Annotated in this window: 22 protein-coding genes and 1 riboswitch; of the genes, 14 read left to right on the plus strand and 8 right to left on the minus strand. The window is 67.4% G+C overall.

The genetic code is table 11. The annotated features are described in order from the left end of the window. Positions 1 to 33: 33 nt before the first annotated feature. Together secD and secF are read left to right on the plus strand one after the other, a co-directional pair. Positions 34 to 1,890 (plus strand): protein translocase subunit SecD, encoded by a 1,857-nt coding sequence (gene secD, locus ACYDAT_RS00195; protein WP_461448142.1) that lies wholly within the window; start codon positions 34 to 36, stop codon positions 1,888 to 1,890. A 164-nt stretch (positions 1,891 to 2,054) separates the two neighbouring features. After that, positions 2,055 to 3,017 carry a protein translocase subunit SecF gene (gene secF / locus ACYDAT_RS00200; RefSeq protein WP_461440814.1) on the plus strand — a complete coding sequence of 321 codons (963 nt, stop codon included), beginning with the start codon at positions 2,055 to 2,057 and terminating at the stop codon, positions 3,015 to 3,017. Positions 3,018 to 3,554: 537 nt separating this feature from the next. Here the strand turns inward: secF and ACYDAT_RS00205 are convergent. Then, positions 3,555 to 3,845 carry a GIY-YIG nuclease family protein gene (locus ACYDAT_RS00205; protein WP_461448143.1) on the minus strand — a complete coding sequence of 97 codons (291 nt, stop codon included), beginning with the start codon at positions 3,843 to 3,845 and terminating at the stop codon, positions 3,555 to 3,557. Positions 3,846 to 4,353: 508 nt separating this feature from the next. Between ACYDAT_RS00205 and ACYDAT_RS00210 the strand changes: the two genes are divergently transcribed. Beyond that, entirely contained in the window at positions 4,354 to 4,791 is a 438-nt protein-coding gene (locus ACYDAT_RS00210) for a pilin (protein WP_461440816.1), read from the plus strand. 41 nt (positions 4,792 to 4,832) lie between these two features. On the opposite strand, the gene ACYDAT_RS00215 is transcribed toward ACYDAT_RS00210, so the two are convergent. After that, positions 4,833 to 5,426 (minus strand): Uma2 family endonuclease, encoded by a 594-nt coding sequence (locus tag ACYDAT_RS00215; protein WP_461440737.1) that lies wholly within the window; start codon positions 5,424 to 5,426, stop codon positions 4,833 to 4,835. Between the two features lie 746 nt (positions 5,427 to 6,172). Here ACYDAT_RS00215 and ACYDAT_RS00220 point away from each other — a divergent pair. The 7 genes from ACYDAT_RS00220 to ACYDAT_RS00250 all read left to right on the plus strand — a co-directional run bounded on the left by ACYDAT_RS00220 (position 6,173) and on the right by ACYDAT_RS00250 (position 11,259). Then, positions 6,173 to 6,619 (plus strand): pilin, encoded by a 447-nt coding sequence (locus ACYDAT_RS00220; protein ID WP_461448144.1) that lies wholly within the window; start codon positions 6,173 to 6,175, stop codon positions 6,617 to 6,619. Between the two features lie 619 nt (positions 6,620 to 7,238). After that, positions 7,239 to 7,619, plus strand: coding sequence for a type II toxin-antitoxin system RelE/ParE family toxin (locus ACYDAT_RS00225; RefSeq protein ID WP_461448145.1), 381 nt, complete (start codon positions 7,239 to 7,241; stop codon positions 7,617 to 7,619). A gap of 52 nt (positions 7,620 to 7,671) precedes the next feature. Further along, positions 7,672 to 8,013 carry a helix-turn-helix domain-containing transcriptional regulator gene (locus ACYDAT_RS00230; protein ID WP_461448146.1) on the plus strand — a complete coding sequence of 114 codons (342 nt, stop codon included), beginning with the start codon at positions 7,672 to 7,674 and terminating at the stop codon, positions 8,011 to 8,013. Positions 8,014 to 8,055: 42 nt separating this feature from the next. Beyond that, positions 8,056 to 8,244: a hypothetical protein gene (locus ACYDAT_RS00235; RefSeq protein WP_461448147.1), complete on the plus strand. Its 189-nt coding sequence runs from the start codon at positions 8,056 to 8,058 to the stop codon at positions 8,242 to 8,244. Between the two features lie 137 nt (positions 8,245 to 8,381). Next, positions 8,382 to 8,939, plus strand: a complete 558-nt coding sequence (locus ACYDAT_RS00240; protein WP_461440820.1) for a Uma2 family endonuclease — start codon at positions 8,382 to 8,384, stop codon at positions 8,937 to 8,939. 320 nt (positions 8,940 to 9,259) lie between these two features. Next, positions 9,260 to 10,768: an aminotransferase class III-fold pyridoxal phosphate-dependent enzyme gene (locus tag ACYDAT_RS00245; RefSeq protein ID WP_461448148.1), complete on the plus strand. Its 1,509-nt coding sequence runs from the start codon at positions 9,260 to 9,262 to the stop codon at positions 10,766 to 10,768. 95 nt (positions 10,769 to 10,863) lie between these two features. After that, the gene (locus ACYDAT_RS00250) at positions 10,864 to 11,259 is read left to right on the plus strand and encodes a PsiF family protein (protein ID WP_461448149.1); all 396 of its coding nucleotides are present in this window, start codon (positions 10,864 to 10,866) and stop codon (positions 11,257 to 11,259) included. A gap of 399 nt (positions 11,260 to 11,658) precedes the next feature. Here ACYDAT_RS00250 and ACYDAT_RS00255 read toward each other — a convergent pair whose 3' ends face one another. Genes ACYDAT_RS00255 through metX form a run of 3 tightly spaced genes read right to left on the minus strand, consistent with a single transcriptional unit; the run spans position 11,659 to position 15,000 of the window. Continuing rightward, on the minus strand, positions 11,659 to 12,738 hold the full coding sequence (locus ACYDAT_RS00255) for a homoserine dehydrogenase family protein (protein WP_461448150.1): 1,080 nt from the start codon (positions 12,736 to 12,738) through the stop codon (positions 11,659 to 11,661). Beyond that, complete coding sequence (gene metB / locus ACYDAT_RS00260) at positions 12,735 to 13,997, minus strand: cystathionine gamma-synthase (protein WP_461448151.1); 1,263 nt, start codon at positions 13,995 to 13,997, stop codon at positions 12,735 to 12,737. Before metB ends, ACYDAT_RS00255 begins: the two co-directional genes overlap by 4 nt. After that, a complete protein-coding gene (metX, locus tag ACYDAT_RS00265) occupies positions 13,921 to 15,000 on the minus strand; it encodes a homoserine O-succinyltransferase MetX (RefSeq protein WP_461440825.1) in 1,080 nt (359 codons plus the stop codon). The genes metB and metX overlap by 77 nt, the downstream gene beginning before the upstream one ends. Positions 15,001 to 15,062: 62 nt before the next feature. Then, positions 15,063 to 15,175: riboswitch (SAM riboswitch) on the minus strand. Positions 15,176 to 15,259: 84 nt separating this feature from the next. Here metX and ACYDAT_RS00270 point away from each other — a divergent pair. Together ACYDAT_RS00270 and ACYDAT_RS00275 are read left to right on the plus strand one after the other, a co-directional pair. Then, on the plus strand, positions 15,260 to 15,487 hold the full coding sequence (locus ACYDAT_RS00270) for a 2OG-Fe dioxygenase family protein (protein WP_461440826.1): 228 nt from the start codon (positions 15,260 to 15,262) through the stop codon (positions 15,485 to 15,487). Positions 15,488 to 15,712: 225 nt separating this feature from the next. Then, positions 15,713 to 17,314, plus strand: coding sequence for a peptide chain release factor 3 (locus ACYDAT_RS00275; protein ID WP_461439860.1), 1,602 nt, complete (start codon positions 15,713 to 15,715; stop codon positions 17,312 to 17,314). Between the two features lie 1,040 nt (positions 17,315 to 18,354). On the opposite strand, the gene ACYDAT_RS00280 is transcribed toward ACYDAT_RS00275, so the two are convergent. Both ACYDAT_RS00280 and ACYDAT_RS00285 read right to left on the minus strand, forming a co-directional pair. Then, the gene (locus ACYDAT_RS00280) at positions 18,355 to 20,838 is read right to left on the minus strand and encodes an acyl-CoA dehydrogenase (RefSeq protein WP_461448152.1); all 2,484 of its coding nucleotides are present in this window, start codon (positions 20,836 to 20,838) and stop codon (positions 18,355 to 18,357) included. After that, a complete protein-coding gene (locus ACYDAT_RS00285) occupies positions 20,835 to 21,725 on the minus strand; it encodes an alpha/beta fold hydrolase (protein ID WP_461448153.1) in 891 nt (296 codons plus the stop codon). The genes ACYDAT_RS00280 and ACYDAT_RS00285 overlap by 4 nt, the downstream gene beginning before the upstream one ends. An 85-nt stretch (positions 21,726 to 21,810) precedes the next feature. Between ACYDAT_RS00285 and ACYDAT_RS00290 the strand changes: the two genes are divergently transcribed. Further along, on the plus strand, positions 21,811 to 22,395 hold the full coding sequence (locus ACYDAT_RS00290; protein ID WP_461448154.1) for a TetR/AcrR family transcriptional regulator: 585 nt from the start codon (positions 21,811 to 21,813) through the stop codon (positions 22,393 to 22,395). A gap of 347 nt (positions 22,396 to 22,742) precedes the next feature. Continuing rightward, the gene (locus tag ACYDAT_RS00295; RefSeq protein ID WP_461448155.1) at positions 22,743 to 24,527 is read left to right on the plus strand and encodes a phosphoenolpyruvate carboxykinase (GTP); all 1,785 of its coding nucleotides are present in this window, start codon (positions 22,743 to 22,745) and stop codon (positions 24,525 to 24,527) included. Between the two features lie 3 nt (positions 24,528 to 24,530). Here ACYDAT_RS00295 and ACYDAT_RS00300 read toward each other — a convergent pair whose 3' ends face one another. Further along, positions 24,531 to 25,838, minus strand: coding sequence for a sulfotransferase family protein (locus ACYDAT_RS00300; RefSeq protein WP_461448156.1), 1,308 nt, complete (start codon positions 25,836 to 25,838; stop codon positions 24,531 to 24,533). Positions 25,839 to 25,845: the final 7 nt, after the last annotated feature.

Consider the following 25,845-nt stretch of genomic DNA (forward strand, 5'->3'; position numbering starts at 1 on the left):
CGCGCGCCGTCGCGGCCAGGTGGAACCCTGCTCATGACCGACTTTCCCCGCTGGAAATACTGGCTGGTGCTGGTGGTGCTGCTGTTCGGCATCCTCTACGCGCTGCCCAACGCGTTCCGTCCGCAGGCCGCGGTGCAGATCCAGGGCAGCAGCAGCAACCCGATCACGCCCGCGCTGCAACACGAGATCGCGCGGACGCTGCGAAAATCCGGTGTGCCCAGCCCGACCCCCGCCCTGAAGGGTGAGCGCCTGCTGCTGCGTTTTCCCAATACCAACGTCCAGCTCAAGGCCTATACCGCGCTGCGCGATGCGCTGGGCGACAAGTACGTGGTGGCGGTGAATCTGGCCAGCTCGGTGCCCGGCTGGCTGCGCGCCATCGGCGCCAACGCCATGCCGCTGGGCCTGGACTTGCAGGGCGGCGTGCACTTTCTGATGCAGGTCGACGCCAACAGCGTGCTCGACCAGCAGATGCAGCGCTATCTGGAAGACGTGCGCGACAGCCTGCGCGCGAAGAAGATCGACTACAGCAGCGTCGTGCGCCACGCCAGCACGATTACCATCGTGCTGAAAACCGCCGCCGCGCGCGATGCCGCGCGCGCGCTGATCACCACCAACGACACCGCGCTGACGCTGCACAACGGCGCTTCCGGCGACGGCAGTTACACGCTGACCGCCGTGCTCAGCCCGGCCGAGCTGGACAAGATCGAAGGCTCGATCATCCACCAGAACCTGGCCACCATGCGCAACCGCGTCAATGCGCTGGGCGTGTCCGAGCCGGTGATCCAGCAGCAGGGCGCCACGCGCATCGTGGTCGAGTTGCCCGGCGTGCAGGACACCGCCCAGGCCAAGAAGATCCTCGGCGCCACCGCCACCATCGAATACCACGCCGTCGATCAGAACGTGGATGTGGCGCAGGCGGTGAAAACCGGCATCGTGCCGCCCGAGGATCGCCTGTATTACGGGCGCGATGGCCAGCCGATCGTGCTGAAGAAGCAGGTGATCGCCTCCGGCGACCAGATGCTCAACGCCAGCGCCGGCTTCGACCCGCAGTCCGGCCAGCCCACGGTCAACGTCGAGCTGGATTCGGCCGCCGCCTCGCGCATGTTCGATTTCACCACCAAGAACGTCGGCAAGCCGATGGCCGTGGTCTACATCGAGCGCATTCCCGAGGTGAAAACGGTTAATGGCAAGGAAGTGCACACCTCCAAGACCAAGGAGATGGTCATCAGCAGCGCCACCGTGCAGGGTGTGTTCGGCAAGAACTTCCAGACCACCGGCCTCACCCAGAGCGAGGCCACCAGCCTGGCGCTGCTGCTCAAGTCCGGCTCGCTGGCCGCGCCGATGAACATCGTCGAGGAGCGCGTGATCGGCCCCAGTCTGGGCCAGCTCAATATCGAAAAAGGCTTGCTGTCGGTGCTGCTCGGCCTGGGCCTGGTGCTGGTCGCGGCGGCGATCTACTACAAGCTGTTCGGCCTGGTCGCGGACATCGCGCTGGTGTTCAACCTGGTGCTGCTGGTCGCGGTGCTCAGTTTGTTCCAGGCCACGCTGACCATGCCCGGCATCGCCGGCATCGTGCTCACGCTGGGCATGGCGATCGACGCCAACGTGCTGATCTGCGAGCGCATCCGCGAGGAGATGCGCAACGGCTCGACGCCGCTGGCCTCGATTCGCGCCGGCTACGAGAAAGCCTGGGCGACGATCCTGGACGCCAATGTCACGCATCTATTGGCGGCCACCGGGCTGATGATTTTCGCCTCCGGCTCGATCCGCGGATTCGCCATCACCCTCGGCGTCGGCATCCTCACCTCGATGTTCACCTCGGTGACCGTCACCCACGCCATCACCGCGTTGATCCACGGCGGGCGCAAGCTCAAGACGCTGTCTGTCTAGCAGGGTATCGAAAACACCCTGCTAGACCAGGACAGGGATGTGCTGCACGCGCATCAAGCGCGCAGCACTTGATGCGACGGGAGCGAGTCCGGACCTGCGCCGGCCTCGCGACTTGAGAAAGTGCCAGGGCGGCACTTTCTCAACAATCTGCTCAGGAACAAGCGATGGAAATCTTCAACCCGCACAGCAATATCCACTTCCTCAAGCTGCGCAAATACAGCATCGGCATCGCGCTGCTGCTGTTTTTCGGCTCGATCGCGCTGATCGCCACGCGCGGGCTCAACTACGGGCTGGATTTCACCGGCGGCGTGCTGGTCGAGGTCAACTACGCCAAGCCGATCGACGCCGGCGCGGTGCGCGAAACCCTGGCCAAGGCCGGCTACGAGCACGCGCTGGTGCAAAGCCTGGGCGGCACGCGCGAGTTGTCCATCCGCCTGCAGCCGCACAACGCCGCCGACAAGAACCTCAGCCAGCAGCAAGGCACCGCCGATCAGTTGGCCGCCACGGTGATGAAGATCCTGCAGGCCGCGCGCCCCGACGCCACGCTCAAGCGCACCGATTTCGTCGGCCCGCAGGTCGGCTCCGAGCTGCGCAACGACGGTATCGTGGCGGTGATCTTCGTCATCTTCGGCATCATGATTTACCTATGGGCGCGCTTCGAGAAACGCTTCGCCGTCGCCGCGCTGATCACCGAGGTGCACGACACCGTGGTCACGCTGGGTTTCTACGCCCTCACCCAGCGCGATTTCGACCTCACCGTGCTGGCCTCGGTGCTGGCCGTGGTGGGTTATTCGATCAACGACAAAGTCGTCGTGTTCGACCGCGTGCGCGAGCTGTTCCGCACCGCGCGCCGCGCCGAGCCCGAGGAAGTGCTCAACCGCGCCATCAACAACACCCTGTCGCGCACCATCATCACCTCGTTGTTCACCGGCATCGCCATGGCCGCGCTGTTCTTCTTCGGCGGCCCCGCCGTGCACGGCTTCGCCATCACCATGCTGTTCGGCATTCTCATCGGCACGCTGTCGTCGATCTTCATCTCCAGCCCGCTGCTGCTGTGGATGGGCGTATCCAAGAAGGATTTGATGCCGGTGACCAAGGACAACCCGGAACTCGCGCGCCGGCCGTGAGCGCGCGATGCCCGGCACGCCCGGCTTGCGTGACCCCGGGGAGCACCAGCCTGTTAATCGTCATCCCCACTGCCCCATCGGCATCCCCGCCGCTCTTCGCCGTCCCCGCCGCCCTTCGTCGTCCCCGCCGCCCTTCGTCGTCCCCGCGTTCCTTCGTCGTCCCCGCGTTCCTTCGTCATCCCCGCGTTCCTTCGTCGTCCCCGCGTTCCTTCGTCATCCCCGCGTTCCTTCGTCATCCCCGCGTTCCTTCGTCGTCCCCGCGTTCCTTCGTCGTCCCCGCGTTCCTTCGTCGTCCCCGCGTTCCTTCGTCGTCCCCGCGTTCCTTCGTCATCCCCGCGTTCCTTCGTCATCCCCGCGTTCCTTCGTCATCCCCGCGTTCCTTCGTCATCCCCGCGCAGGCGGGGATCCAGTCTTTCGCAAGACCGGGAAACCACTGGACTCCCGCCTTCGCGGGAGTGACGAGTAGGGCGCGGAAATGACGTGAGGGCGCGGAAATGGCGTGAGGGCGCGGAAATGACGGGGCGGTGGAGGCTTCAATCAAACCACGATCTCCGCGTACAAGTCGCGCCATTCTGGATTACCGGCTTCGATTAGCCGCACCTTCCAAGCTCGGTTCCACTTCTTGATGGCCTTCTCGCGGCCAATCGCCGATTCCATAGTGGCGTGCATTTCAAACCAGACCAGATCGTGCACGCCATAGCGCCCGCTAAAGCCAGGCACGCAGTCGTGCTTGTGCTGCCACACGCGCCCGACGAGGTCGGAAGTAACACCGACATACAACGTGCCATTGCGCCGGCTCGCCAGAATGTACACGCGGGGGTTTTTCATGGCCCAAGAGTGGCGCGGCCGAGCGGCAGCGGCCACTGCCACCGGTCACGCCTGCGCCCTCGCCATCTCGCCCATTGGCCTCGTCACCCCCACCTTCACGTCATCCCCGCGCAGGCGGGGATCCAGTGCCTTCATCTCACGGTTCTTCCCTTCTGGATTCCCGCCTGCGCGGGAATGACGTGCAATGGGGGCGCGGGAATGACGTGCGGTGGGAGCGCGGGAATGACGTGCAATGGGGGGGGCGCGGGAATGACGTGCGGTGGGAGCGCAGGAATGACGTGCAGTGGGGGGGCGCGGGAACCACGGCGCGAGAAATGATGACGCTGGCGCTGCATCCCGCACGCCTGCACGCCTGCACGCCCGCACGCCTGCACGCCCGCACGCCCGCACGCCCGCACGCCCAACATCCGACGTCCCACGCCGTGCTGTGTGACGCCCATCACAATGTGACGATTGTTTGGCCTGAAATCTGCTTGGTATTCGCCCCGAACTCAGGGGGAATCCATCCATGCGCAAGGCCTTGCAGTCCGGTTTCACGCTGATCGAGCTGATGATCGTGGTGGCCATCATCGCCATCCTCGCCACCATCGCCATCCCGGCGTACCAGAACTACCTGATCCGCGCCCAGGTCAGCGAAGGCTGGGCGCTGGCGGGTAGCGCCCAATCGGCGGTGGAGTTGTTCGTCAACGAAAACGGCGGCATGCCCAGCAACAACACCTCGGCCGGGCTGCCGGCCGCGGCCTCGATCTCGGGCAATTACGTGTCCAGTGTCACCGTCACCGGCGGCGTCATCACCGTGGCCTACGGCGGGCCCAAGGCCAACAAGGCGATCCCCGCGACCGCCACGCTGCAACTGTCGCCGGTGAAAGGCAGCGGCTCGATCATGTGGACGTGCAAACCCGGCAGCGGCCTGGGCCTGCAATACCTGCCCGCAAATTGCCGCTGAGTGGGGCCATGCGATGCCGAGCGCCGCGAAGCATCCGGCACTCACGGCTGCCGCGCGGCTGCATCCGTGCCGTCGCTGGTTTCGCCCTCCACGCCCTCGAACACCTCGCCCATCGGGATGCTTGCATCCACGCAGGCCAGCGCCAGCGCCGCCGCGCCGCTCTGATCGTGCAGTTCAAACAGGCCGCGCTCGTTGCGCCGGAATACTTCCACGTTGCGCGTATCCGGGTCGATCAGCACGTACTCGCGCAGACTGATCAGGCCACGATACGCGGCGAACTTGGCGCCACGGTCAAACGCCTGCGTGCTGGCCGACAGCACTTCCACGATCAGCACGGGATGCTCGAACACCATCTCGGTGCGCAGATCGCGCGCATCGCAGGTGACGAACACGTCCGGGTAGAACACCGCGTCGTCGGCCACGCGCACTTTCATGCTCTCGATGAACGCCCGGCAGGGTTTGCCCTGCAGTCGCGTTTTCAATGCCGTGGCGACGTTCAAGGCCACGACGCCATGCACGCGCCGCGCACCGACCATGGCGAACACCTCGCCGCGGTAAAACTCGTTGCGCCCCGGCTGCTGGTTCTCCCAGTCCAGAAAGGCTTGCAGGCTCATCTTGGCTTGCGGCAGCGGCATCGCGTGGGCTCCATCGGATCACGACTGGCGCGGCCAGTGTAGCGCCGGGGCCGGGCCCGCGATGGTTGCTGCCGGCCGGCATCCAGCCACATGCGGCGTGACGCCGCGCTTTCTGGATCCCCGCCTTCGCGGGGATGACGAGCAGTGGAGCGCGGGAGTGACCTTTTGTCTTTCGTCATCCCCGCGCGCACCCTCGCCCCCGGGATGACGCCCCTCTCCCCCCGGGAGAGGGTGGCGCGCAGCGCCGGGTGAGGGTTCACCCTTGCCCAACCCTCCCACCCCCTGCCGCACAACGTCAACCGAGGTGACGCGCCGCGTCAGGCCTTGCCCTTGCGCGAACCTTGCGCGGCAATGCCGCACCCGGCCGCCGCACGGCGGCGGCGGCCAGCCACGCAAGCTTGGCCGGCACCGGGTTGGCGCCCGCGCCTCACGCCGCACTGTCCATTTCCCTACAAACCCGCCCCATTCGCGCCGCGCGCGTGACGCCGCGCACGCTTTGGCGCCTGTCCGCGCCCGCCCACGCTTGCGCCGCGTTCATGTTCGCATGCACACTCATCCGGTTCGCGTGGCTCGCGCGCGAACGCCGGGGGTTTGGCACGAACACTGCTTCGATTCCCGGTGAGCTTCGGCCGTATCCGCATGGTTGATCCACGCGGTTGGCCGGCAGACCTGCCTAGGAGGGTCTACAGGCCAGGGGGCTCAGAGGCTACAACAGTCAGCTGACCAACTACTTTCGAGGTAACACCATGAAGACGATGCAGAAAGGCTTCACCCTGATCGAATTGATGATCGTGGTTGCGATCATCGCGATCCTGGCCGCGATCGCCATCCCGGCCTACCAGAACTACCTGATCCGCGCGCAAGTGTCGGAAGGTCTGTCGCTGGTGAGCGCCGCCAAGACCGGCGTGGACGAGTTCTACACCAACTACGGCCGGCTCCCGGGCAGCAACGTAAGCGCGGGCATTCCATCGGCCACCAGCATCACCGGCAGCTACGTCAGCGGTGTCGCTGTTGGTGGTAATGGCCTGATCACTATCACTTATGACGGCCCCAAAGCCAACACAGCCATCCTTACCAAAACCTTGACACTGTCGCCGATCACATCGGTAGGCAGCGTCAACTGGACCTGCAATCCCGCAAGTGCTCCCGGGAGCATTTCACCGACGTACCTGCCAGCCACTTGCCGCAACTGATCGCAGCAAATCCTCTGGATTGAGAAGGGCCGCCCCGCGCGGCCCTTTTCTTTGCCGCGCAGCGCACCGCGCAGCATCAGCGCCGGGGCGAGGCCCTTCGCGACGCCCCGTCCGGCCGCGCCGCGCGGCCCGCGCCAACGCCAGTCTTCGGCACCCCGCCCGCCCCGTGGCACGACCGGGGTGGCGGTAAGGCACGACAGTCGCCACGCTCCGCCTGCTCGTCATCCCCGCGCGCCACTCCTCGTCATTCCCGCGCCCCACCCATCGTCATTCCCGCGCAGAGCCTGCCCCCAGCGAAGGCGGGGGCGGGAATCGCTTCACAACAACGGCGCCGGTTATCCAGAAGTGGAATCGTGAGGCGAGTCACTGGATCCCCGCCTGCGCGGGGATGACGAAGAGGTGGCGGGGATGACGAACATGAGAGGCGGCACGCCGTCCGGGATGACGCGCGAGATGGCTGCGCGCCGTCCGAAATGATGAGGCTGCACGCCGTCCGGCAGGCTGGCACTTGGCTGCGTCGCGCAGGATTCACCGGGCAATCCAGCGGCCTGGAATGGACCCATGCCTGTCATCAATAGTCACGTATGCGTTACCATGAGCCATGCATAAGGCCTGATCCATGCCCATCGTCGAGGAATATCTGACGGCCGATGGCCGTAACCACTACCGGGACTGGTTCATGGGACTGGCTGCACCAGCGGCGGCCAAGACCGCGAGCGCCGTGGCGCGCATGGCGGCCGGCAACACCAGCAACTTGAAAAGCATCAGCGCCGGGCTCGCCGAGTGGCGTATCGACTGGGGCCCCGGGCTGCGCATCTACGTGCACCAGGACGGTGCTGATTTGATCCTGCTGCTGGGCGGCAGCGACAAAAGCAGGCAGGCATCGCAAAGCAAGGCGGCGGCCGCGCTGCTCGCGGAATACAAGCAGCGCAAGAAGGCCGCCGGGCAAGTGCCAACAAAGGACGCTCGACGCAGACGCCGCAAGGCAACAGGCAAGTAGCCCGTGAACTGGCTGGCCTCGTGAATACAACCAAGCCAATGAGGTGTGAGACATGGCACTGAGCATTGATTACCGCAAGACCATCGCCGATCGCATCAAGACCGATCCCGCCTTTGCCAGCGCGCTGCTGGACGAGGCCATGAGTTTGCTGCTCAACGGGGAATCCGTCGCCGCGCGCTTGCTGCTGCGTGATCTGACCCACGGCCTGCTCGGCTTTGAAGGCTTGGCCAAGGCCACCGGCACGCCAGCCAAGTCGCTGCATCGAATGCTGTCGAACCGGGGCAATCCGAACATGGACACGCTGGGCAGGGTTTTCGCCGCGCTGGTGCAAGCGGCATTTCACGCGCCGGCCACCGTGCATGTTCGCGCCATGGCAGACGCGCTTGCCGCATGATCAGCCGCCGCCAAGGCCGCTGGCTGGGCCACGGCGCTGCTGTTGCTGTACGCCACGCTGATCGACGCGATTTTCCAGGCCGAGCCACGCTACGCGATTCCCTTCCGCGGCTTCGAGATGTTGGCCGCGATCACCGCGCTGGCGGCGCTGGCGCGCTGGGTGGCGGCGCGGCGCGCGCGCGAACGCGTAAAGCCGCTGGACCCCGGATCGGCGCTGCGCCGTCCGGGGTGACGAGCGAGAAGGCTGCGCGCCGGGCGGGGTGACGACAAAGCGTGAGAGGCTGCGCGCTGATATCCCCTGATGGTCATCCCCGCGAAAGCGGGGAGCGCTTCACTGCTAGCATGACCGCGCAAGCCGGAGCCCACGCGATGAATACCGCGCCCCAATTGAACACGTATGCCGATCTGCTGGCGCTGCCCGAGCACGTGATCGGCGAGCTGATCGGCGGCACGCTGCACGCGCAGCCGCGACCACGGCCGCGGCATGTGCGCACCTCGTCGCGCCTGGGCAGCGAACTCGATACTCCGTTCGATGCCGGCCGCGGCGGCCCCGGCGGCTGGTGGATCCTGGACGAGCCCGAGCTGCACCTGGGCGCCGATGTGCTGGTGCCCGATCTCGCCGGCTGGCGCCGCGAACGCATGCCCAAACTGCCGGAGACGGCGTGGTTCGAGCTGGCGCCGGATTGGGTGTGCGAGGTGCTTTCGCCCGCCACCGCACGCACCGACCGCGTGCTGAAACTGCCGCGCTATGCCGCCGCCGGCGTGGCGCATTGCTGGCTGGTGGACCCGGATGCACGCACGCTGGAGGCCTATGCCAACAGCGACGGCCGCTGGCTGCTGCTGGGTGCCTGGGGCGGCGATGAGCAACCGCGCGTCGCGCCTTTCGCGGCCATCGAACTGCCGCTGGCGGGGCTGTGGACGGAGTGAGGCGCGATGTAGCGCGGTCAGTTCCGCCACGCCCCTTTCGTCATTCCCCGCGCCACGCCCTCTTCGTCATTCCCGCGCCACGCCCCCTTCGTCATTCCCGCGCAGGCGGGAATCCAGTGGGTACGCGAGACTTGGCGATGGCGTCTGGATCCCCGCCTGCGCGGGGATGACGGGCAAGGGCTTCGCGGGGGCAGGCTCTGCGCGGGCCGGGGGTACCGCCCCCGCGGCGCGGGTGGTATCCTGTGTAAATCCTTTTAATGATAAACACTTAGCGCAACTTTCACGCGCCCGTTCGGGCCGCGATGGCGCGGGAGGAACCCATGGAACTGCTGCAAAAACTCGCTGAACTGCGCGCCGCCGGTGGCCGCAAGCTGTGTCACGGTCTGGACGACGCCAGCCTGCACGGCTTCGCCCGCGACGCCAGCCTGATCGCCGCGGTGGACGAGGCCGTGGCCGCGTTCGCCGAGCTCAAGTCCGAGATGCCTGAGTTCGTGGCGCTGGACGAGCACGAGCAAATCCAGCGCGCGCAGTCGGGTTTCGTCAATTTCTACCCGGACGACGCGGTCAACCCGTACATCGCGCTGGCCGCGCGCGGGCCGTGGCTGATCACGCTCAAGGGCGCGGTACTGCATGACAGCGGCGGCTACGGCATGCTCGGTTTCGGTCACGCGCCGCTGCCGGTGATCGCAGCCATGGCGCGGCATCAGGTGATGGCCAACGTGATGACGCCGAGCGTGGCGCAGTTGCACTTCAGCGCGGCGCTGCGCCGCGAGATCGGCCACACCCGCGGCGGCTGCCCGTATTCGCATTTCCTGTGCCTGAACTCGGGCTCGGAGTCGGTCAGCCTGGCCGGCCGCTTCGCCGATGTGAACACCAAGCTGATGACCGACCCGGGCGCGCCGCACGCCGGGCGCACGCTCAGGCGCATCGCGGTCAAGGGCGCCTTCCACGGCCGTACCGAGCTGCCGGCGCTGTATTCCGATTCCTCGCGCAAGGCTTACGCGCAGCACCTCGGCAGCTACAAGCAGCACGCGGCCGAACTGATCACCATCGAGCCGTACAGTGTCGCGCAGCTCAAGCAGGCGTTCGCCGATGCCGAGCGCGAGGGCTGGCACATCGAGGCGATGTTCCTGGAGCCGGTGATGGGCGAGGGCGATCCGGGCCGCGCGCTGACGCCCGAGTTCTACCAGGCCGCGCGCGAACTCACCCAGGAACACGGCACGCTGCTGCTGATCGATTCGATCCAGGCCGGGCTGCGCGCGCACGGCGTGCTGTCGATCGTCGATTACCCCGGCTTCGAGGGCATGCAGGCGCCGGACATGGAGACCTACTCCAAGGCGCTCAACGCCGGCCACTATCCGCTGTCGGTGCTGGCGGTGAACGCGCGCACCGCGGCGTTGTACCGCAAGGGCATCTACGGCAACACCATGACCAGCAACCCGCGCGCGCTGGATGTGGCCTGCACGGTGCTGGGCATGCTCACGCCGCGGATGCGCGAGAACATCCGCGCGCGCGGCCGCGAGTTCCTGCTCAAGTTCAATCAGCTCAAGGACGAACTGCCCGGCCTGATCACCAGGGTGCAGGGCACCGGGCTGCTGCTGTCCTGCGAACTGGCGCCGCAGTTCAAGTGCTACGGCGCCGGTTCCACCGAGGAATGGCTGCGCCTGCACGGCCTCGGCGTGATCCACGGCGGCGCCAATTCGCTGCGCTACACGCCGCATTTCAACGTGAGCAGCAGCGAGATCGATCTGGTGGTCGCGCAAGTACGGCGCGCGCTGCTGGAAGGCCCGCGCATGCAGCAATCAGCCGGCGCCCGCGCCGCAGCCTGAACGCCGCGCCGATCGCGCACATGCCGATGCCACGGCGTGGGCATAGACTCGGTGGGCCGGTCGTGGGGCCGGTCCATCGTTTCGAGGAGTTTTCCATGCAGATTCGTCTGATCGCGGGCCTCGCATTCGCATGTATGTTGCTCGCCGGCGGCGCCAGCGCCACCACCACCGCCAAGGGCGAGATCATGTCGCCGCAGCAGGAGCGCATGGCCGATTGCAGCCATCAGTCCAAGGGCATGCATGGCGCGGCGCACACGACTTTCATGAACAATTGCCTCAAGGGCCATGGCGCCGCGTCGATGGCCGCAGGCAAGCACGAAATGGCCAAGCCCATGATGGGCGGGAAGCCGATGATGAGTGGCAAGCCCATGATGGGCAGCAAAGCCATGCAGCAGGAAAAAATGAAAGACTGCAGCGCCCAAGCCAAGACCAAAAAGCTCATGGGTGCCGCGCGCAAGACCTTCATGAGCGAGTGCCTGAAGGCGCATTGAGTACGGCACGGCAACGGCAGCAACCGGGCGGGCGCTGCGGCGCCCGCTTTTTTGCGTGATGGCGCGAGGTCTGCTCATATCAATGTGCATTCAACAAGACAAGATTCTTCGAGCGAACGGCCAGGTCGTTTTGGCTCGTCATCCCCGCGCAAGTCGGCTCGTCATCCCCGCGCAAGTGGGCTCGTCATCCCCGCGCAAGTCGGCTCGTCATCCCCGCGCAGGCGGGGATCCAGTGACTTCAGGAAGCAATGGATGACCCGCTTCGCTGTTAAGAAGCGATTCCCGCCTGCGCGGGAATGACGAAAGGCAGGGACATGCCGCGCGCCCGCCTTCGCCGGGGGCAGGCTTTGCGCGGGAATGACAGCCTGATCATTCTCGATACTTGATCGCAATTTCGTATCAGGCCAGTGCCAGCACATCCCCCAGCAGCGCCTGCGCGGTGATCTCGGGACCGGCGCCGGGGCCCTGGATCACCAGCGGCTGCGCGCGGTAGCGCGTGGTGCTGAGCGCGAACAGGTTGTCGGTGCCGACCAGACGCGCCGCCGGATGCGTGGCGGCAACCTCGGCCAGACCCACATGCGCGTTGCCGTGGCCATCGATGCGCGCGAGATGGCGCAGCACCGCGCCATGCGCCGCCGCCGCCGCATGGCGCGCGGCCAGCGGCGCGTCCAGCGCCTCGAGGTGCGCCAGAAACTGCTCGGCGTCGAGCGCGCGCAGCGCATCGGGCACCAGATTTTCCACGTGCACGGCGTCACGCGCGAGCGCGAACCCGGCGTTGCGCGCCAGGATCAGCAGTTTGCGCGCGACATCCTCGCCGGACAGATCGGCGCGCGCATCGGGCTCGGTGTAACCCAGCGCGCGCGCCTCGCGCAGCAGCGCGGAGAACGGCCGCGTGCCGTCGTAGTGGTTGAACAGCCACGACAGCGAGCCGGAAAACACGCCTTCCAGCACCAGCAGCGCATCGCCGCAAGCGTGCAGCCGGCGCAGCGTGGACAGCACCGGCAGGCCGGCGCCGACGGTGGCCGCGTCACCGTACCGCGCGCCGTCGGCGCACGCGGCCTGCAGCGCGTGCCAGCCCTGCAGATCGCCACCGGCCAGCGCCTTGTTGGCGGTGACCACGTGATAACCGCGCGCCAGCCACGCCGGGTGGCGCGCGGCCAGCACCGCGCTGGCGCTGGCATCGATGATCACCTTGCGCGCGGCGCTGCTGGCATCGAGCGCGGCCAGCAAGGCCGCATCGTCGCGCGCATCGCCGGCGGCGTTCAGGCGCTCGCGCAGGCTGCGCTCGGCGAGACGCGCGGGGTCGGTCTGCTGATGCCGCGAGTTGGCCGCGCCGACCAGGCTCAGCGCCGCCGCCGCCGGCGTATCCAGCAGCTTGAGGAATGCACCGCCGACCACGCCGGTGCCCAGCAGCACCACGGCGTGACGCCGCCGCGTCGCGCGCGGCACCAGCGCATGCGCGGCCAGCCGCGCGTTCATGCCGGCACCTTGCGCGCGTCGGCCACGCGCGTGGCGGCCTCGGCGCGCGCCAGTCCGGCGCCAAGATCACGCAACAGATCCGCGACATCCTCGATGCCGATCGAAAGGCGCAGCAGGCCATCGGCGATGCCGGCCGCGCGCCGCGCTTCGGGCGCCATCGCCGCGTGCGTCATGCTGGCCGGATGCGCGATCAGGCTCTCCACGCCGCCCAGCGATTCGGCCAGCGAGAAGCAGCGCAGCCCCTCGAGCAGCGCGCCGATCACGGCTTCGCCACCGCGCAGCTCGAAGCTCAGCATCGCGCCGAAGCCGCGCTGCTGGCGCGCCGCCAGCGCGTGACCCGCATGCGTGGCCAGCCCCGGGTAGTGCAGCGCGGACACCGCCGCGTGCGTGGCCAGCAGATCGACCACGGCGGCGGCGTTTTCCTGATGCGCGCGCATGCGCGGCGCCAGCGTGCGCAAACCGCGCAGGGTCAGCCAACTGTCGAAGGGCGCGCCGGTCAGGCCCAGGCAATTGGCCCACCACGCCAATTGCTGCACGCGCTCGGGCGTGCGCGCCACCACCGCGCCGCCAACCACATCGCTGTGCCCGTTGAGGTACTTGGTGGTCGAGTGCACCACTACATCCGCGCCCAGCAACAGCGGCTGCTGCAACGCCGGCGACAGAAACGTGTTGTCCACCACCACCTCGGCGCCGACCGCGTGCGCGGCCTGGGCGACGTGGCGGATGTCGGTGATGCGCAGCAGCGGATTGGACGGCGTCTCGATCCACACCAGCGCCGGCTGCTCGGCCAGACCATCGGCCAACGTGCGCGCATCGGTCAGATCGGCGCAGCGCACCCGCAGACGACCACTGCGCGCGAACGCATCGAGCAGGCGCCAGGTGCCGCCGTAACAATCGTGCGCGGCCAGCACGCGCGCGCCCAGCGGCAAGGTTTCCAGCAGCAGCGTGATCGCGGCCATGCCACTGGCGGTGATGATCGCGCCGGCGCCCTGCTCCAGATCGGCCAACGCCTCGGCCAGCAGGTCGCGCGTGGGATTGCCGCTGCGCGTGTAGTCGTAGGCGCGTTTCTGGCCGTAGCCGACGAAGCTGAAATTGCTGGACAGATGCAGCGGCGGCACGATGGCGCCATGTTGGATATCGCGCTCGATACCGGCGCGCGCGGCGCGCGTGGCCAGTGCAAAGTCACTCACGGCAGGCTCCTTGCGCCAACGCGGCACGCAGCAGCGCGCCCAGCGCCGCGGTTTCCTTGAGAAATCCATCGTGGCCGTAATCGGAGTCCAGCACGTGCAGCTCGCAGGGCGCGCCCAGTTCGCGTTGCAGCGCGCACAAATCGGCCACCGGCACCAGTTGGTCGGTGCTGAAGCCGATCAGCGTGGTCGGCACGCGCACCGCGGCTGGATCGACGGCGTGCAGATCGATGGACTCGGACAGCGCCAGGAAACGCTGCGCATCGATGCGCTGCACGAAGCGCGCAGCGGCGGCTTCCAGCCAATCCTCCGCGCCGACGCGCACCCGCGCTCCCGCGAGCACGGCCGGCGTGTTGAAGCGCCGCGCCAGTTCGCGCGGGCTGCGGTAGCCGATCATCGCCAGTTGTCGCGCCAGCGCCAGACCGCGCGCGGCGTCGCCGCTATCCAGCGCGAAGCGCACGATGCCGCGCTGCACCGCGCGCAGCGCCGCGGCCTGGGGGTGCGCGCGATGCGCGCCGGCGATGGCGATCAACTGCCGCAGCCGCGCCGGAAACTGCGCGGCGAAGGCCAGCCCCACCATCGCGCCGTAGGACGCGCCGACCAGCGCATGCAGGCGCGCGATGCCCAGCGTATCGAGCACGCCGGCCAGCGCCTGCGCCTGATCAGCGCTGCTGACGGCGGCGGCATCGAGACTTTCGGCATCGAGCCAATCGAAGCTGAGCACGCGCCAGCGCGCGACATCCAGCGCGCCATCGCGCACGGTCTGCGCCTGCCACCAGCCCGGCTGCCCGGCGGCATCGGCCACCTGCCGATCCGCCGAGATGCCGCCCAGCACCGCGATGCATGGCGCTGCGGCCGGCCCGTGCAGGCGCCAGGCCACGCGCAGCGCGCGCGCCTCGCGGCCATGCGCGGGCCGCAGCCACAGCCGCGCCGCGCCTTCGCGCAATGTGTTGGTCGTCGTGGTAGCGACGGGTGCTGGAGATGAAACCGCGTGAGACTGGCGCGCCGCGCTGCCGCGCTCGGCGTCGGATCGCGGCTGGGCGCGGCGGGCGGGGGCGGGATCGAGCAGACTCATGGACGGCTCCGGCGATCCAGCCCAGCGGACTCCGGAAGCACGCAACGCAGACCTTCTGCGCCCGCCCATCTTCCGGACCGCGCACCATGCGCGCTCCGCAGGAATTGGCACCTAGCGCCGCGCGCTGGTTGCCCCGGCGTCACTGGGCCTGTCCCTACGCCGATCTGGATGAGGTGGGCGCACTCTAGACGCCTCGGAGATTCATGTCAATAGACGTTTAGACGTCTGCACGTCTGTTTATTTGACTGGCATGGGCTTGGTGCTGGCGATCGAACACCGCGATGTGGACCGCGGCACCACCACCCCCCATGCGCGGAATGGCGCGCTGCTGGGCGAGTTCACCCTGTCCGCGCCGCTGGACGCGGCGCGCGTGTATCACGGCGTCACGCCCATCGTGCCGATCGACCCGAGCCAACCCACCTGGCGCGACGTGCTGGTGGTGACTTTTCGCGCCACGCCCGCAACACCCGCCACGGCGAATGCATGAACACGCGCGTGAAATCGTCGGCGCGCGCCACGGTCCGACGCCGCTGCAGACCGCGCGGATACCGCCCGGCATCGACGCAACCGGCGCGCACACCGAGCTGCCGTTTGGCGCGTTTCACGAAGACTTGCTCGGCGCCACGCCCGCATGGCGCATGCAGCCGGCATCAGGCTGCGGCGGCCGAGCCGCTACAATCGCGGGTCGCCCTCGCCGCCTTCTGACCCTCCCATGTCCGCGCACCTCGACGAAACCCGCCGCCGGCGCACGTTTGCCATCGTCTCGCATCCCGATGCCGGCAAGACCACGCTGACCGAAAAACTGCTGCTGTTCGGCGGCGCCATCCAGATGGCCGGCTCGGTGAAGGGCCGCAAGGCCGCCCGGCACGCCACCTCCGACTGGATGGCGCTGGAGAAAGAACGCGGCATCTCGGTGACCAGTTCGGTGATGCAGTTTCCCTACGCCGGGCGCATCGTCAATTTGCTGGACACTCCCGGCCACGCGGATTTCTCCGAGGACACCTACCGCGTGCTGACCGCGGTGGATTCGGCGCTGATGGTGATCGACTGCGCCAAGGGCGTGGAGGAACGCACCATCAAGCTGATGGACGTGTGCCGGTTGCGCGACACGCCGATCATGAGCTTCGTCAACAAGCTCGACCGCGAGGGTCGCGCGCCGATCGACCTGCTCGACGAGATCGAATCGGTGCTGCGAATCCAGTGCGCGCCGATCACCTGGCCGATCGGCATGGGCTCCAGCCTCAAGGGCGTGTACCACCTGCTCGATGACGCAGTGCACCTGTACGAACCGGGGCGCAATTTCACGCGCCAGGACTCGACCATCTACCAGGGCCTCGACGCGCCGCAACTGGCGCAGTGTCTGGGCGCGGCCGCGCTGCGCGAACTGCGCGACGAGCTGGAGCTGGTACAGGGCGCGTCGCACCCGTTTGATCGCGGCGCGTATCTGGCCGGGCGTCAGGCTCCGGTGTTCTTCGGCTCGGCGGTGAACAACTTCGGCGTGCAGCCACTGCTGGATTTCTTCGTCGAGCACGCGCCCGCGCCGCGCGCGCGCTCCACCACCACGCGCGGCGTCGCGCCCGAGGAAGAAACCTTCAGCGGCTTCGTGTTCAAGATCCAGGCCAACATGGACCCGCAGCACCGCGACCGCGTGGCGTTTCTGCGCGTGTGCTCCGGCCACTACGAGGCCGGCATGAAGGCGCTGCAGGTGCGCACCGGCAAGGACGTCAAGTTGGCCAACGCACTGACCTTCATGGCCTCGGATCGCGAGATCGCGGAAAGCGCGTGGCCGGGCGATGTGATCGGATTGCACAACCACGGCACCATCGCCATCGGCGACACCTTCAGCGCCGGCGAGAGGCTGACCTATACCGGCATTCCCAACTTCGCGCCGGAACTGTTCCGGCGTGCGCGTCTGCGCGATCCGCTCAAGCTCAAACAGTTGCGGAAAGGCCTGGCGCAATTGTCCGAAGAAGGCGCCACGCAGTTTTTCCGCCCGCTGCTGTCCAACGACCTGATCCTCGGTGCGGTCGGCGTGCTGCAGTTCGAGGTCGTCGCTTATCGCCTCAAGGACGAGTACAGCGTCGATGCTGGCTTCGAGGCGGTGGGCGTCGCCACCGCGCGCTGGGTGCGCTGCGGCGACGCGAAAAAACTCGAGGAATTCCGCGAGAAAAACGCCATGAATCTGGCCGTGGATGCGGCTGGCGAGCTGGTGTATCTGGCGCCCTCGCGCGTCAACCTGCAGCTCGCGATCGAACGCTGGCCCGACGTGCAGTTCGCGACCACACGCGAGCACGCGACCGCGATGCAGGATTGATGTCGCACGGGTTGGAAGGCACGCGCAATGCGGGGGATGGTTGCTTTTGTGTGAACGGACCGCTCTTGCTCTGGACCCCGCAAGATTCCCCTGTTCCTCACGACTGCCGCCGCGCGGGTTCCTTTCTTTGCTCGCCAAAGAAAAGAACCAAAGAAAGGCGACTCCGACAGCAGCGCCCGCTGCGCGGGTCCGCGTGCGTCCGCGGGGCGCGCCACTTGCGCGTCCATCATCCTGCCTGTCATCCCCGCGCAGGCGGGGATGACGAAGAGGGCGGATGATTTTTCTGTTGCAGTTGCAGTTGTCTCTGACGTTCGTAGCGTTGGCCAGCGTCGAGCAGCACAGCCGGGCGCGAGGAAAAGGCGCGCCTGTTCGAGCCCATGGATGGGCGAGTTCGCGCTGGGCGCGCCGCATGCGGCGCGCGCCCGCGTCCGGATGGCGCAGGCCGGACTTGGCCGCGAAGCAGGATGCGAAAGCGGCCAAGGCGCCCGGCGAGCAGCGCAGGGCGAGACGCCGCGCTTGCGACCTGCCAGTGGCAGGTCGCGCGCGGCGTTGAGCGCCCGAGGCAGGAGCCGAGGGCCGCGTGACTTGCACAGTTCAGGATGCGCGACGCTAGTCACCCTGCGCAAGCAGGGCGCAGGCCTCCGCGTACATGGCTTTGGTTACTTTCCCCGAAAGGAAAGCGAAACTTCCTGATGAGGAAGTTTCGCGCGCGGCGGCAGCCGTGAGGAAAATGGAAATCTGGCGAGGTATCGCGCAAGAGCGGTCATTCACGCACCACGCGCGGCCAGACAAGTGCGAACCCTCACCCTGCCCTCTCCCGACGGGAGAGGGAAAAAGCATGTGGCGCATGCACAAAGTACAACGCCAGTGTCGAGATGAGAACCTGCGCTGGGCTCAGGATGACTCTTGATATTGCTCATGCCGTGATATTGCTCAGCCGTGTTGCAGGCCAAAGCGTCTCGGCAATGATTGCCATCGTGCGGCCGGGCGTTGCCGGGGCCAGCCGGCAGCGCGCGGCGCAATCACATGCGTCATGGAACTCACGCGACGCGCGTGACTCCCCCCGCGACCGCCACCACGTCGGCGCGCGCAGCGGCGCCGGCGCGCAGATCGGCCGGATCGAAATCGTCCACGGCGATGAACTCGGCGCCGGCCTCGCGCACGTGGCGCAGCAATGCGGCCTCCTCGGCGCTGAGCACGCCCTGCTGCGCGACCTCGTCCACCTGCGCCAGATAATCGTGCGCCTTGATCGCGCCGGTCTTCAGCGCTTTCTGGAGCTTGCGCTCGACCGGCTCGGCGGCGACCACATCGGGCAGCAGCGCGTGCAGGCGCCCAACGGGATGGTTGGGCGTTGGCGTCAGATAGCACCACTCCAGCACCGCCGCGCGCGCCGGGCCAGGCGCGGTGATGGCCGCGGCCACGCGCCGTCCGAGGCGATCGGAAGGCGGTACCTCGCGCCTACCCAACGGGAACACCAGCGCGCGCAGCAGCCACGCCACCGGGCGAATCGGAAAATTGCGGATCACGCCATCCAGCGCGTTCTGCAGGCGCCAGATGCTCTCGTGGAAAGCAAACGCCAGCAACGGACGCTCGGCCTCGGGGCGGCCGTTGTCCTCGTAGCGCTTGAGCAGCGCGCTGCCGATGTACAGATAGCTCAAGATATCGCCCAGCCGCGCCGAGAGTTTTTCCTTGAACTTCAGGCGCCCGCCGAGCGTGCCCATGGCCACGTCGGCGCACAGCGCCAGCGCCGCCGAATAGCGGTTGAGCTTGCGGTAGTAGCGCTGGATGTGCGCGTCGCCGGGGGCGTTGCTGAGCCGGCCCAGACTCAACGCCAGCACGAAGCTGCGCACCGCGTTGGACAGGCCGAAACCGACGTGCCCGAACATGGCGGCGTCGAAATCGCGCAGCGCCTTGCGCCGGTCGGTCTCCGCCACGGCGGCCATTTCCTTGAGCACCCACGGATGGCAGCGGATCGCGCCCTGGCCGAAGATCATCAGCGAGCGCGTCATGATGTTGGCGCCCTCGACGGTGATGCTGATCGGCGCGCCCTGCCAGTTGCGGCCGAGGTAATTGCCGGGGCCTAGGATGATGCCCTTGCCGCCGTGCACGTCCATGGCGTCGCGCGCCACTTCGCGGCCGATCTCGGTGGCGTGGTACTTGGCGATGGCCGAGGTGACCGCGGGCTTCTCGCCGCGATCGACCGCCGCCGCGGTGGACCGCGACAGCGCGGTGACCAGGTAACTCATGCCGCCGATGCGCGCCAGCGCTTCCTCGACGCCCTCGAAGCGCGCGATGGCCAGCCCGAACTGCTTGCGCAAGCGCGCGTAAGCCCCGGTGGAAGCGATCGCCATGCGCGCGAAACCGGCGGCATTGGAAGGCAGCGAAATCGCGCGCCCGACCGAGAGATTCTCGACCAGCATGCGCCAGCCGTGCCCGGCCATTTCCGGCCCGCCGATCAGTTGCGTCAGCGGCACGAACACGTCCTTGCCGCGCACCGGACCGTTCTGGAACGGGATGTTCAGCGGCATGTGGCGGCGGCCGATGTCAAGGCCGGACGTCTCGCGCGGAATCAACGCCAGGGTGATGCCGCGATCCTCGACACCGCCGATCAGATGCTCGGGGTCGTACAGGCGGAAGGCCAGCCCGATGAGGGTGGCGACCGGCGCCAGGGTGATGTAGCGCTTGTCGAATGTCAGGCGCAAGCCGAGCACTTCCTCGCCCTTCCACGAGCCCTTGCCGACGATGCCGAAATCCGGAATCGAGGTGGCGTCGGAACCGGCGTAGGGGCCAGTGAGCGCGAAACAGGGAATCTCGCGGCCATCGGCGAGGCGCGGCAGGTAATAGTCCTTCTGCTGTTCGCTGCCGTAGTGCAGCAGCAGCTCGGCCGGGCCCAGCGAGTTGGGCACGGCGATGGTCGAGGACGCGGTGGGGCAGATGCTGGAAACTTTCTGCAGCACCGCCGAATGCGCCAGCGCCGAAAACTCCAACCCGCCGTAGCGCTTGGGAATGATCATGCCAAAGAAGCGCTCGCGCTTGAGGAACGCCCACACCTCGGGCGGCAGATCGGCCAGCTCATGGGTGATCCGCCAGTCGTCGAGCATGGCGCACAGGCGCTCCACCGGCCCGTCCATGAAGGCCTGTTCCTCGGCGCTGAGCGCCGGCCTGGGCTCGGCCAGCAGCTTGTGCCAGTCGGGCTTGCCCGAGAACAGCTCGGCCTCGAAGCCGACGGTGCCGGCATCCAGCGCGGTGCGCTCGGTATCCGACAAACGCGGCAGCGCATGCGCGAAGGCCTTCAGCAGCGATCGGCTGAACAGCGCGCGGCGCAGCGGCACGATCGCGAACGGCAGCGTCAACAGCGCCAGCACGATGGCGGCGATGAGTGCCTCGCGCGCACTACCCACGGCGTAGCCCACCGCGGCGGCCAGCACGATGCTGAGCGCCGACCACAGCGCCGCATTGCTGCGCAGAAACGCCAGCAGCAGCGACAGCACCAGCAGCGCAAGCACGATCAACACGATAGTCATGACTCTACCCCGGCAGGTGTGCACGGCAATGCGCGCACGAAATCGGCGATGGCGGCGACGAAGGCATCATTGGCGTCACCCACCAGCGTATGCGTGGCACCCGGCACGTTCACGTGAACGGCGCCGGGCAGGAGCTGCATGAACTCGTCCACGGTAGTCGCGGACACAACGTCACTCAAGCCGCCGGACACCAGCAGCGTCGGCAAGCGGATGCGGCGCGTCGCTTCCAGCAGGGCCTGCTGTTGCGCGCGGCCCTCGTTCTCGACCACATCCAGCAGCGCCGGATCCCAGTGCCAGCGCAGGCGGCCATCCGCTCCGCGCCGCAACAACGCGCGCAGGCGCTCCTCGCCCTTGCGCCCGCTGCGCTGCGGCAGATAGGTGGTGACCGCGACCGCAGCCGCGTCGTAGTCGGCGAAACCCTGCGGATACGCACGCATGAAATCGAGGATGCGCGCCACGCCGGCCGCCTCCCAGCGCGGGGTGATGTCGACCAGCGCCAGCGCCGAAAACGGCGCGGGGCGCTGCGCATCGCCGGCCACCGCGATGCCGAGCAGCCCGCCCATCGAAGCGCCGATCAGCACCGGTGGCGATGGCTGCGCGGACGCCAACGCGCGCAAATCCTCGATGAACTGCGCGAGGTGGTAGTGGCCGCCGGCCACGCGTTCGCTGTCACCGTGGCCGCGCGCATCGAAGCTGACGCACTGCCAGCCCGCGGCCGCCAGTTTGTGGGTCGCGCCGCGCCACGCCTGCCGGGTCTGGCCAAAGCCGTGCGCGAACAGCAGCACCGGTGCAGCGGCCGCGCCGCAGCGTTCCACCGCGAGGCTGAGGCCGTCGGGCGCAATAAAGTGCTGCGGCTGCGACGCCGCGTGCCGGGTGATCGAATCCATCGCGCAAGTGTGCGCAGGCTGGGGCGCGCGCGTCAATACGCTTGCGTACGGGGTAATTTCGCGCGCGGCGTCCTACCATGCGCGCATGCACAGTCAAAGTACGGGCAAAGCGGAACGATCGCGTCTCAGCGCCGCTGACTGGGAGCGCGCCGCGCTGGCCTTGATCGCCGAGCAGGGGGTCAACGCGCTCAACGTCGAGGGTCTGGCACGCGCGCTGGGCGTGACCAAGGGCAGCTTCTACTGGCACTTTCCCAGCCGCGAGGCGCTGCTCAACGCCGCACTGGAGCGCTGGGAGGCGGATGTGGAGCGCGAGCTGAGCGCCGAGGTGGAGGCAACGTCCGACCCGCGCGCGCGGTTGCGCGAACTATTCCGCCGCATCGCCCACGAGGTGCAGCCGCACCGCGTTTACGCCGCGCTGCTGCGCGCGCTCGACCACCCGCGCATCCAGTCATTGATGGCGCGCGTATCGCAGCGGCGCATGGATTTTCTGGCCCTGGCTTATCGCCAGGCCGGCATGGAGCGCAGCGCCGCTGGCCATCGCGCGCGCCTGACCTACGCCGCCTACGTCGGCTTCCTGCAGATGAACGTGCATCTCGGCGTGCCGCGCCTGAGCCAGGACGAATACGAGGCCTACGTCGCGCACGTGATCGATACGTTCATCGCGGAGTGAGCGCAGGATGTGCTTCATTGCAGGCACCGCCACGGTGCTCGCCATCGCGCATCAGCGCCGGCATCCAGGCTGTTGGCGCGTTCGCTGATCTGAACATCGGAGCTATCTGCTGATCAGTTTGCAAAACCGGGCATCCTTGCTGCGGTGCGCATGCGCATTTGTGCCGGAGCGTTTTTGCAAGCCGCGCTGATGTCCGTCCCAAATTCAACCCGGCCACCCACCACGGCGCGGCACGCGTGGATCTGCTGGTGCAAGCGTTTCCAGTCATTTGTGCGCTGCACTGCGGCGTGATCACGCGCACGCGTGGCAGTTAAGGTCAGGCGCATACACGTTCGGAACTGCCCGCCATGTCCAGCTCGTTCGCCGCCTTGAATCAGTGGGTCGATGAGATGGCGCACCTGACCCAGCCCATGCGCATCCACTGGTGCGACGGTTCGCAAGCCGAATACGATGCGCTGCTCGCGCAGATGCTGGCGCGCGGCGAATTGCACGCGCTGAATGCGCGCACGCATCCGGGCTGCACCTTGCACCGCTCGCATCCGGGCGATGTGGCGCGCGTCGAGCACCTCACCTACATCTGCACGCGCGAGCGCGACGACGCCGGCCCCAACAATCCATGGATGGCGCCGCAGGAAGCGCACGCCAGGATGGACGCGCTGTTCGCCGGCTGCATGCAGGGGCGCACGCTGTACGTGGTGCCGTACTGCATGGGCCCGATCGATTCTCCGCTGGCGCGCTGCGGCGTGGAGATTACCGACAGCGCCTACGTGGTGGCCAACATGCGCCTGATGACACGCATGGGCGCGCGGGCACTTGCACGGATCGAGCGCGAGGGGCACTTCGTGCGCGGTCTGCATTCCACCGGCGAACTCGACCCCGAGCGCCGCTTCATCATGCATTTTCCCGAGGAGCTCAGCATCCAGAGCTATGGCTCGGGCTATGGCGGCAACGCGCTGCTGGGCAAGAAGTGCCACGCGCTGCGCATCGCCTCGTGGCAGGCGCGCCAGGAGGGCTGGCTGGCCGAGCACATGCTGATCGTCGGCATCCAGAATCCGCAGGGGCAGACACACTACATCGCCGCGGCGTTTCCATCGGCCTGCGGCAAGACCAACCTGTCCATGCTGGTGCCGCCCGAGGACATGCGCCACGCCGGCTGGAAGGTGTGGACGGTAGGCGATGACATCTGCTGGATGGCGCCAGGCAAGGATGGCCGCCTGTGGGCAATCAATCCCGAGGCCGGGTTCTTCGGCGTCGCCCCCGGCACCAGCGCCAGGACCAACCCGAACGCGCTGGCCATGCTCGATCACGACACGATCTTCACCAACGTGGCCACGACCGCCGATGGCCAGCCGTGGTGGGAGGGCCTCAATGATCGCGTGCCGGCGCTGGACTGGCAGGGGCGGCCGTTCGATCCCGCGCGCGGCCCGGCAGCGCACCCCAATTCGCGCTTCACCGTCAGCGCACGGCAGTGCCCGAGCTTCTCAGCGCATGCCGAGGATGCGCAGGGTGTGCCGATCAGCGCCATCGTCTTCGGCGGACGCCGCGAATCGCTGCTGCCACTGGTGATCGAGGCGCGCGACTGGGCGCACGGCGTGATGCTCGGCGCCGCCATGAGCTCGGAAACCACCGCCGCCGCCAGCGGCGCCGTCGGCGTGCTGCGCCGCGATTCGATGGCGATGAAGCCGTTCTGCGGCTACAACTTCGCCGACTACTTCGCGCACTGGCTGAGTTTCGACCGGCCCGGCATGCAGTTGCCGAAAATCTTCCACGTCAACTGGTTCCGCAAAGGCGGCGACGGCAGGTTCCTGTGGCCGGGCTTTGGCGACAACCTGCGCGTGCTGGCGTGGATGCTGGCGCGCTGCGCAGGCGCGGCCGATGCCGTGGCAACGCCGATCGGCCACCTGCCGCGCGCGCATGATCTGGATGTGGCCGCGCTGAATCTGCCCGCCGCCTCACTGGATGCGCTGCTGAGCATCGACCACGCCGGCTGGCAGCGCGAGATGCAGGCGCTGGGTGATTACTTCGCCGAATTCGGCGCGCGCCTGCCGACGCGCCTGGAACGCGAGCGGCGGCGTGTGCTCGATGCGCTGGAGGTCATTTCCGCGCAGCCAGCGCGCATCGCCAACGGCTGACAGTCAGCAATCAAGAAAACCATCAAGCTCCGGAATCCACGCGCGGTAATCATGCGCGCGTCCCAGTGATCGCGCATGCACGGGCTGGCGCGCCTGCCACAGGCTGGCACTGCCGATCGCGCTCTGTGTCGTCGTAGCTACACCCGCGGGCGGATCGATTCCGAGATGCGCAAAAACCTCCCGTAACGTCGCTTCAGGGGTTTGGACGAGCTGCGCGTAATCCAGATCAATCACCCGGTCAGGCCAGCGCGCGTGCGCATGCTGGCGCAACAGCGTGCAGTCGTCTTGCACGCGAGCGATATCCTCGAAGCGATGGCTGAACGCGTAGTCCGCATGCGCGAAGGATTGCGACCACAGAGACAGCGCGTTATCGGCTTGATCGCGATGACACCAGATCACGCGCGTCTCGGCACACAGCGCGAACGCCGTTTCCAGCGCCAGCAGATTCAACGGATTCTTGTCGATGTAGTGCGACTTTGCCGGCATATCGTCCTGACGCAGATGCACCAGCCATAACGCGCGACCCTCGTTGGGCTCCTGCCCATGCCACGTCTGACCGGCAAGCTGGTCATGTACGTACAGCAAAAATGGCATCTCGCCGCGATTAACCAGAGTCGCGCCGCGCGCCAGTTGCTCGGCCAGCACGGTCGTCCCACTGCGCGGCAAGCCCACGATCAGGACAGGCGCATACGGAGCGGGGGCGCATCGCCGGATCGGCTCCACCCATTGCGCGAGACGCACGCGCTGCTGCCAGCGTGCCGCATCCCAGCGCGCGACCGCGGATGCTGCTGCATGCGCGCCGCGCCAGTGTGTGACGGCTTGCGCTGGCTCACCGCAATCATCGTGCAATTTTCCGAGTGCAAAATGCAGCGCGGCGCGGGTCGTGGGCGACAACGCTGACGTGGCCAGTGCGGATTCCAACAATGCGCGATCAGGGTGCTGCGAATCCGTATAACGCAGGGTGTGTGCCAGCGCCGGCAACACCTGCCACTCGTTCAAATCGATGCCCGCATGCCAAGCCGCCAGCAAATGCGTGCGCGCTCGCTCGAAACGGCCCATGGACTGCGCAAGACTGCCACTCAAAGCCAGGAGCTGCGGTGTGCGCGATCCTCGCGCCAGTGCTTGCTCGCAAACCTCGTAGGCCCAGTGCTCGCGCCGCGTCTGTTTGATGAACAAGGCAACGCGATAGCAATCCTCGGCGCTGGCGCTGGCCCCCAGCGCCGCGCGCAACAGTTGACAGGCTGCGTCGTATTCGCCGCGGTTGCGTAATTGCTGTGCCCGCGCGATGCCTGCGTCAAGTTTTGAACTCATGACCGCA

Source organism: Metallibacterium sp., from assembly GCF_054637675.1.

Coding starts and splice junctions, on each gene's coding strand:
- ACYDAT_RS00275 (WP_461439860.1), top strand. CDS start 15,713: ATGTCCGCGCACCTCGACGAAACCCGCCGCCGGCGCACGTTTGCCATC.
- ACYDAT_RS00245 (WP_461448148.1), top strand. CDS start 9,260: ATGGAACTGCTGCAAAAACTCGCTGAACTGCGCGCCGCCGGTGGCCGC.
- ACYDAT_RS00300 (WP_461448156.1), bottom strand. CDS start 25,838: ATGAGTTCAAAACTTGACGCAGGCATCGCGCGGGCACAGCAATTACGC.
- ACYDAT_RS00280 (WP_461448152.1), bottom strand. CDS start 20,838: ATGACTATCGTGTTGATCGTGCTTGCGCTGCTGGTGCTGTCGCTGCTG.
- ACYDAT_RS00215 (WP_461440737.1), bottom strand. CDS start 5,426: ATGCCGCTGCCGCAAGCCAAGATGAGCCTGCAAGCCTTTCTGGACTGG.
- secF (WP_461440814.1), top strand. CDS start 2,055: ATGGAAATCTTCAACCCGCACAGCAATATCCACTTCCTCAAGCTGCGC.
- ACYDAT_RS00240 (WP_461440820.1), top strand. CDS start 8,382: ATGAATACCGCGCCCCAATTGAACACGTATGCCGATCTGCTGGCGCTG.
- ACYDAT_RS00290 (WP_461448154.1), top strand. CDS start 21,811: ATGCACAGTCAAAGTACGGGCAAAGCGGAACGATCGCGTCTCAGCGCC.
- ACYDAT_RS00220 (WP_461448144.1), top strand. CDS start 6,173: ATGAAGACGATGCAGAAAGGCTTCACCCTGATCGAATTGATGATCGTG.
- ACYDAT_RS00250 (WP_461448149.1), top strand. CDS start 10,864: ATGCAGATTCGTCTGATCGCGGGCCTCGCATTCGCATGTATGTTGCTC.
- metB (WP_461448151.1), bottom strand. CDS start 13,997: ATGGATTTCTCAAGGAAACCGCGGCGCTGGGCGCGCTGCTGCGTGCCG.
- ACYDAT_RS00230 (WP_461448146.1), top strand. CDS start 7,672: ATGGCACTGAGCATTGATTACCGCAAGACCATCGCCGATCGCATCAAG.
- ACYDAT_RS00255 (WP_461448150.1), bottom strand. CDS start 12,738: ATGAACGCGCGGCTGGCCGCGCATGCGCTGGTGCCGCGCGCGACGCGG.
- metX (WP_461440825.1), bottom strand. CDS start 15,000: ATGAGTCTGCTCGATCCCGCCCCCGCCCGCCGCGCCCAGCCGCGATCC.
- ACYDAT_RS00295 (WP_461448155.1), top strand. CDS start 22,743: ATGTCCAGCTCGTTCGCCGCCTTGAATCAGTGGGTCGATGAGATGGCG.
- ACYDAT_RS00285 (WP_461448153.1), bottom strand. CDS start 21,725: ATGGATTCGATCACCCGGCACGCGGCGTCGCAGCCGCAGCACTTTATT.
- ACYDAT_RS00225 (WP_461448145.1), top strand. CDS start 7,239: ATGCCCATCGTCGAGGAATATCTGACGGCCGATGGCCGTAACCACTAC.
- secD (WP_461448142.1), top strand. CDS start 34: ATGACCGACTTTCCCCGCTGGAAATACTGGCTGGTGCTGGTGGTGCTG.
- ACYDAT_RS00210 (WP_461440816.1), top strand. CDS start 4,354: ATGCGCAAGGCCTTGCAGTCCGGTTTCACGCTGATCGAGCTGATGATC.
- ACYDAT_RS00205 (WP_461448143.1), bottom strand. CDS start 3,845: ATGAAAAACCCCCGCGTGTACATTCTGGCGAGCCGGCGCAATGGCACG.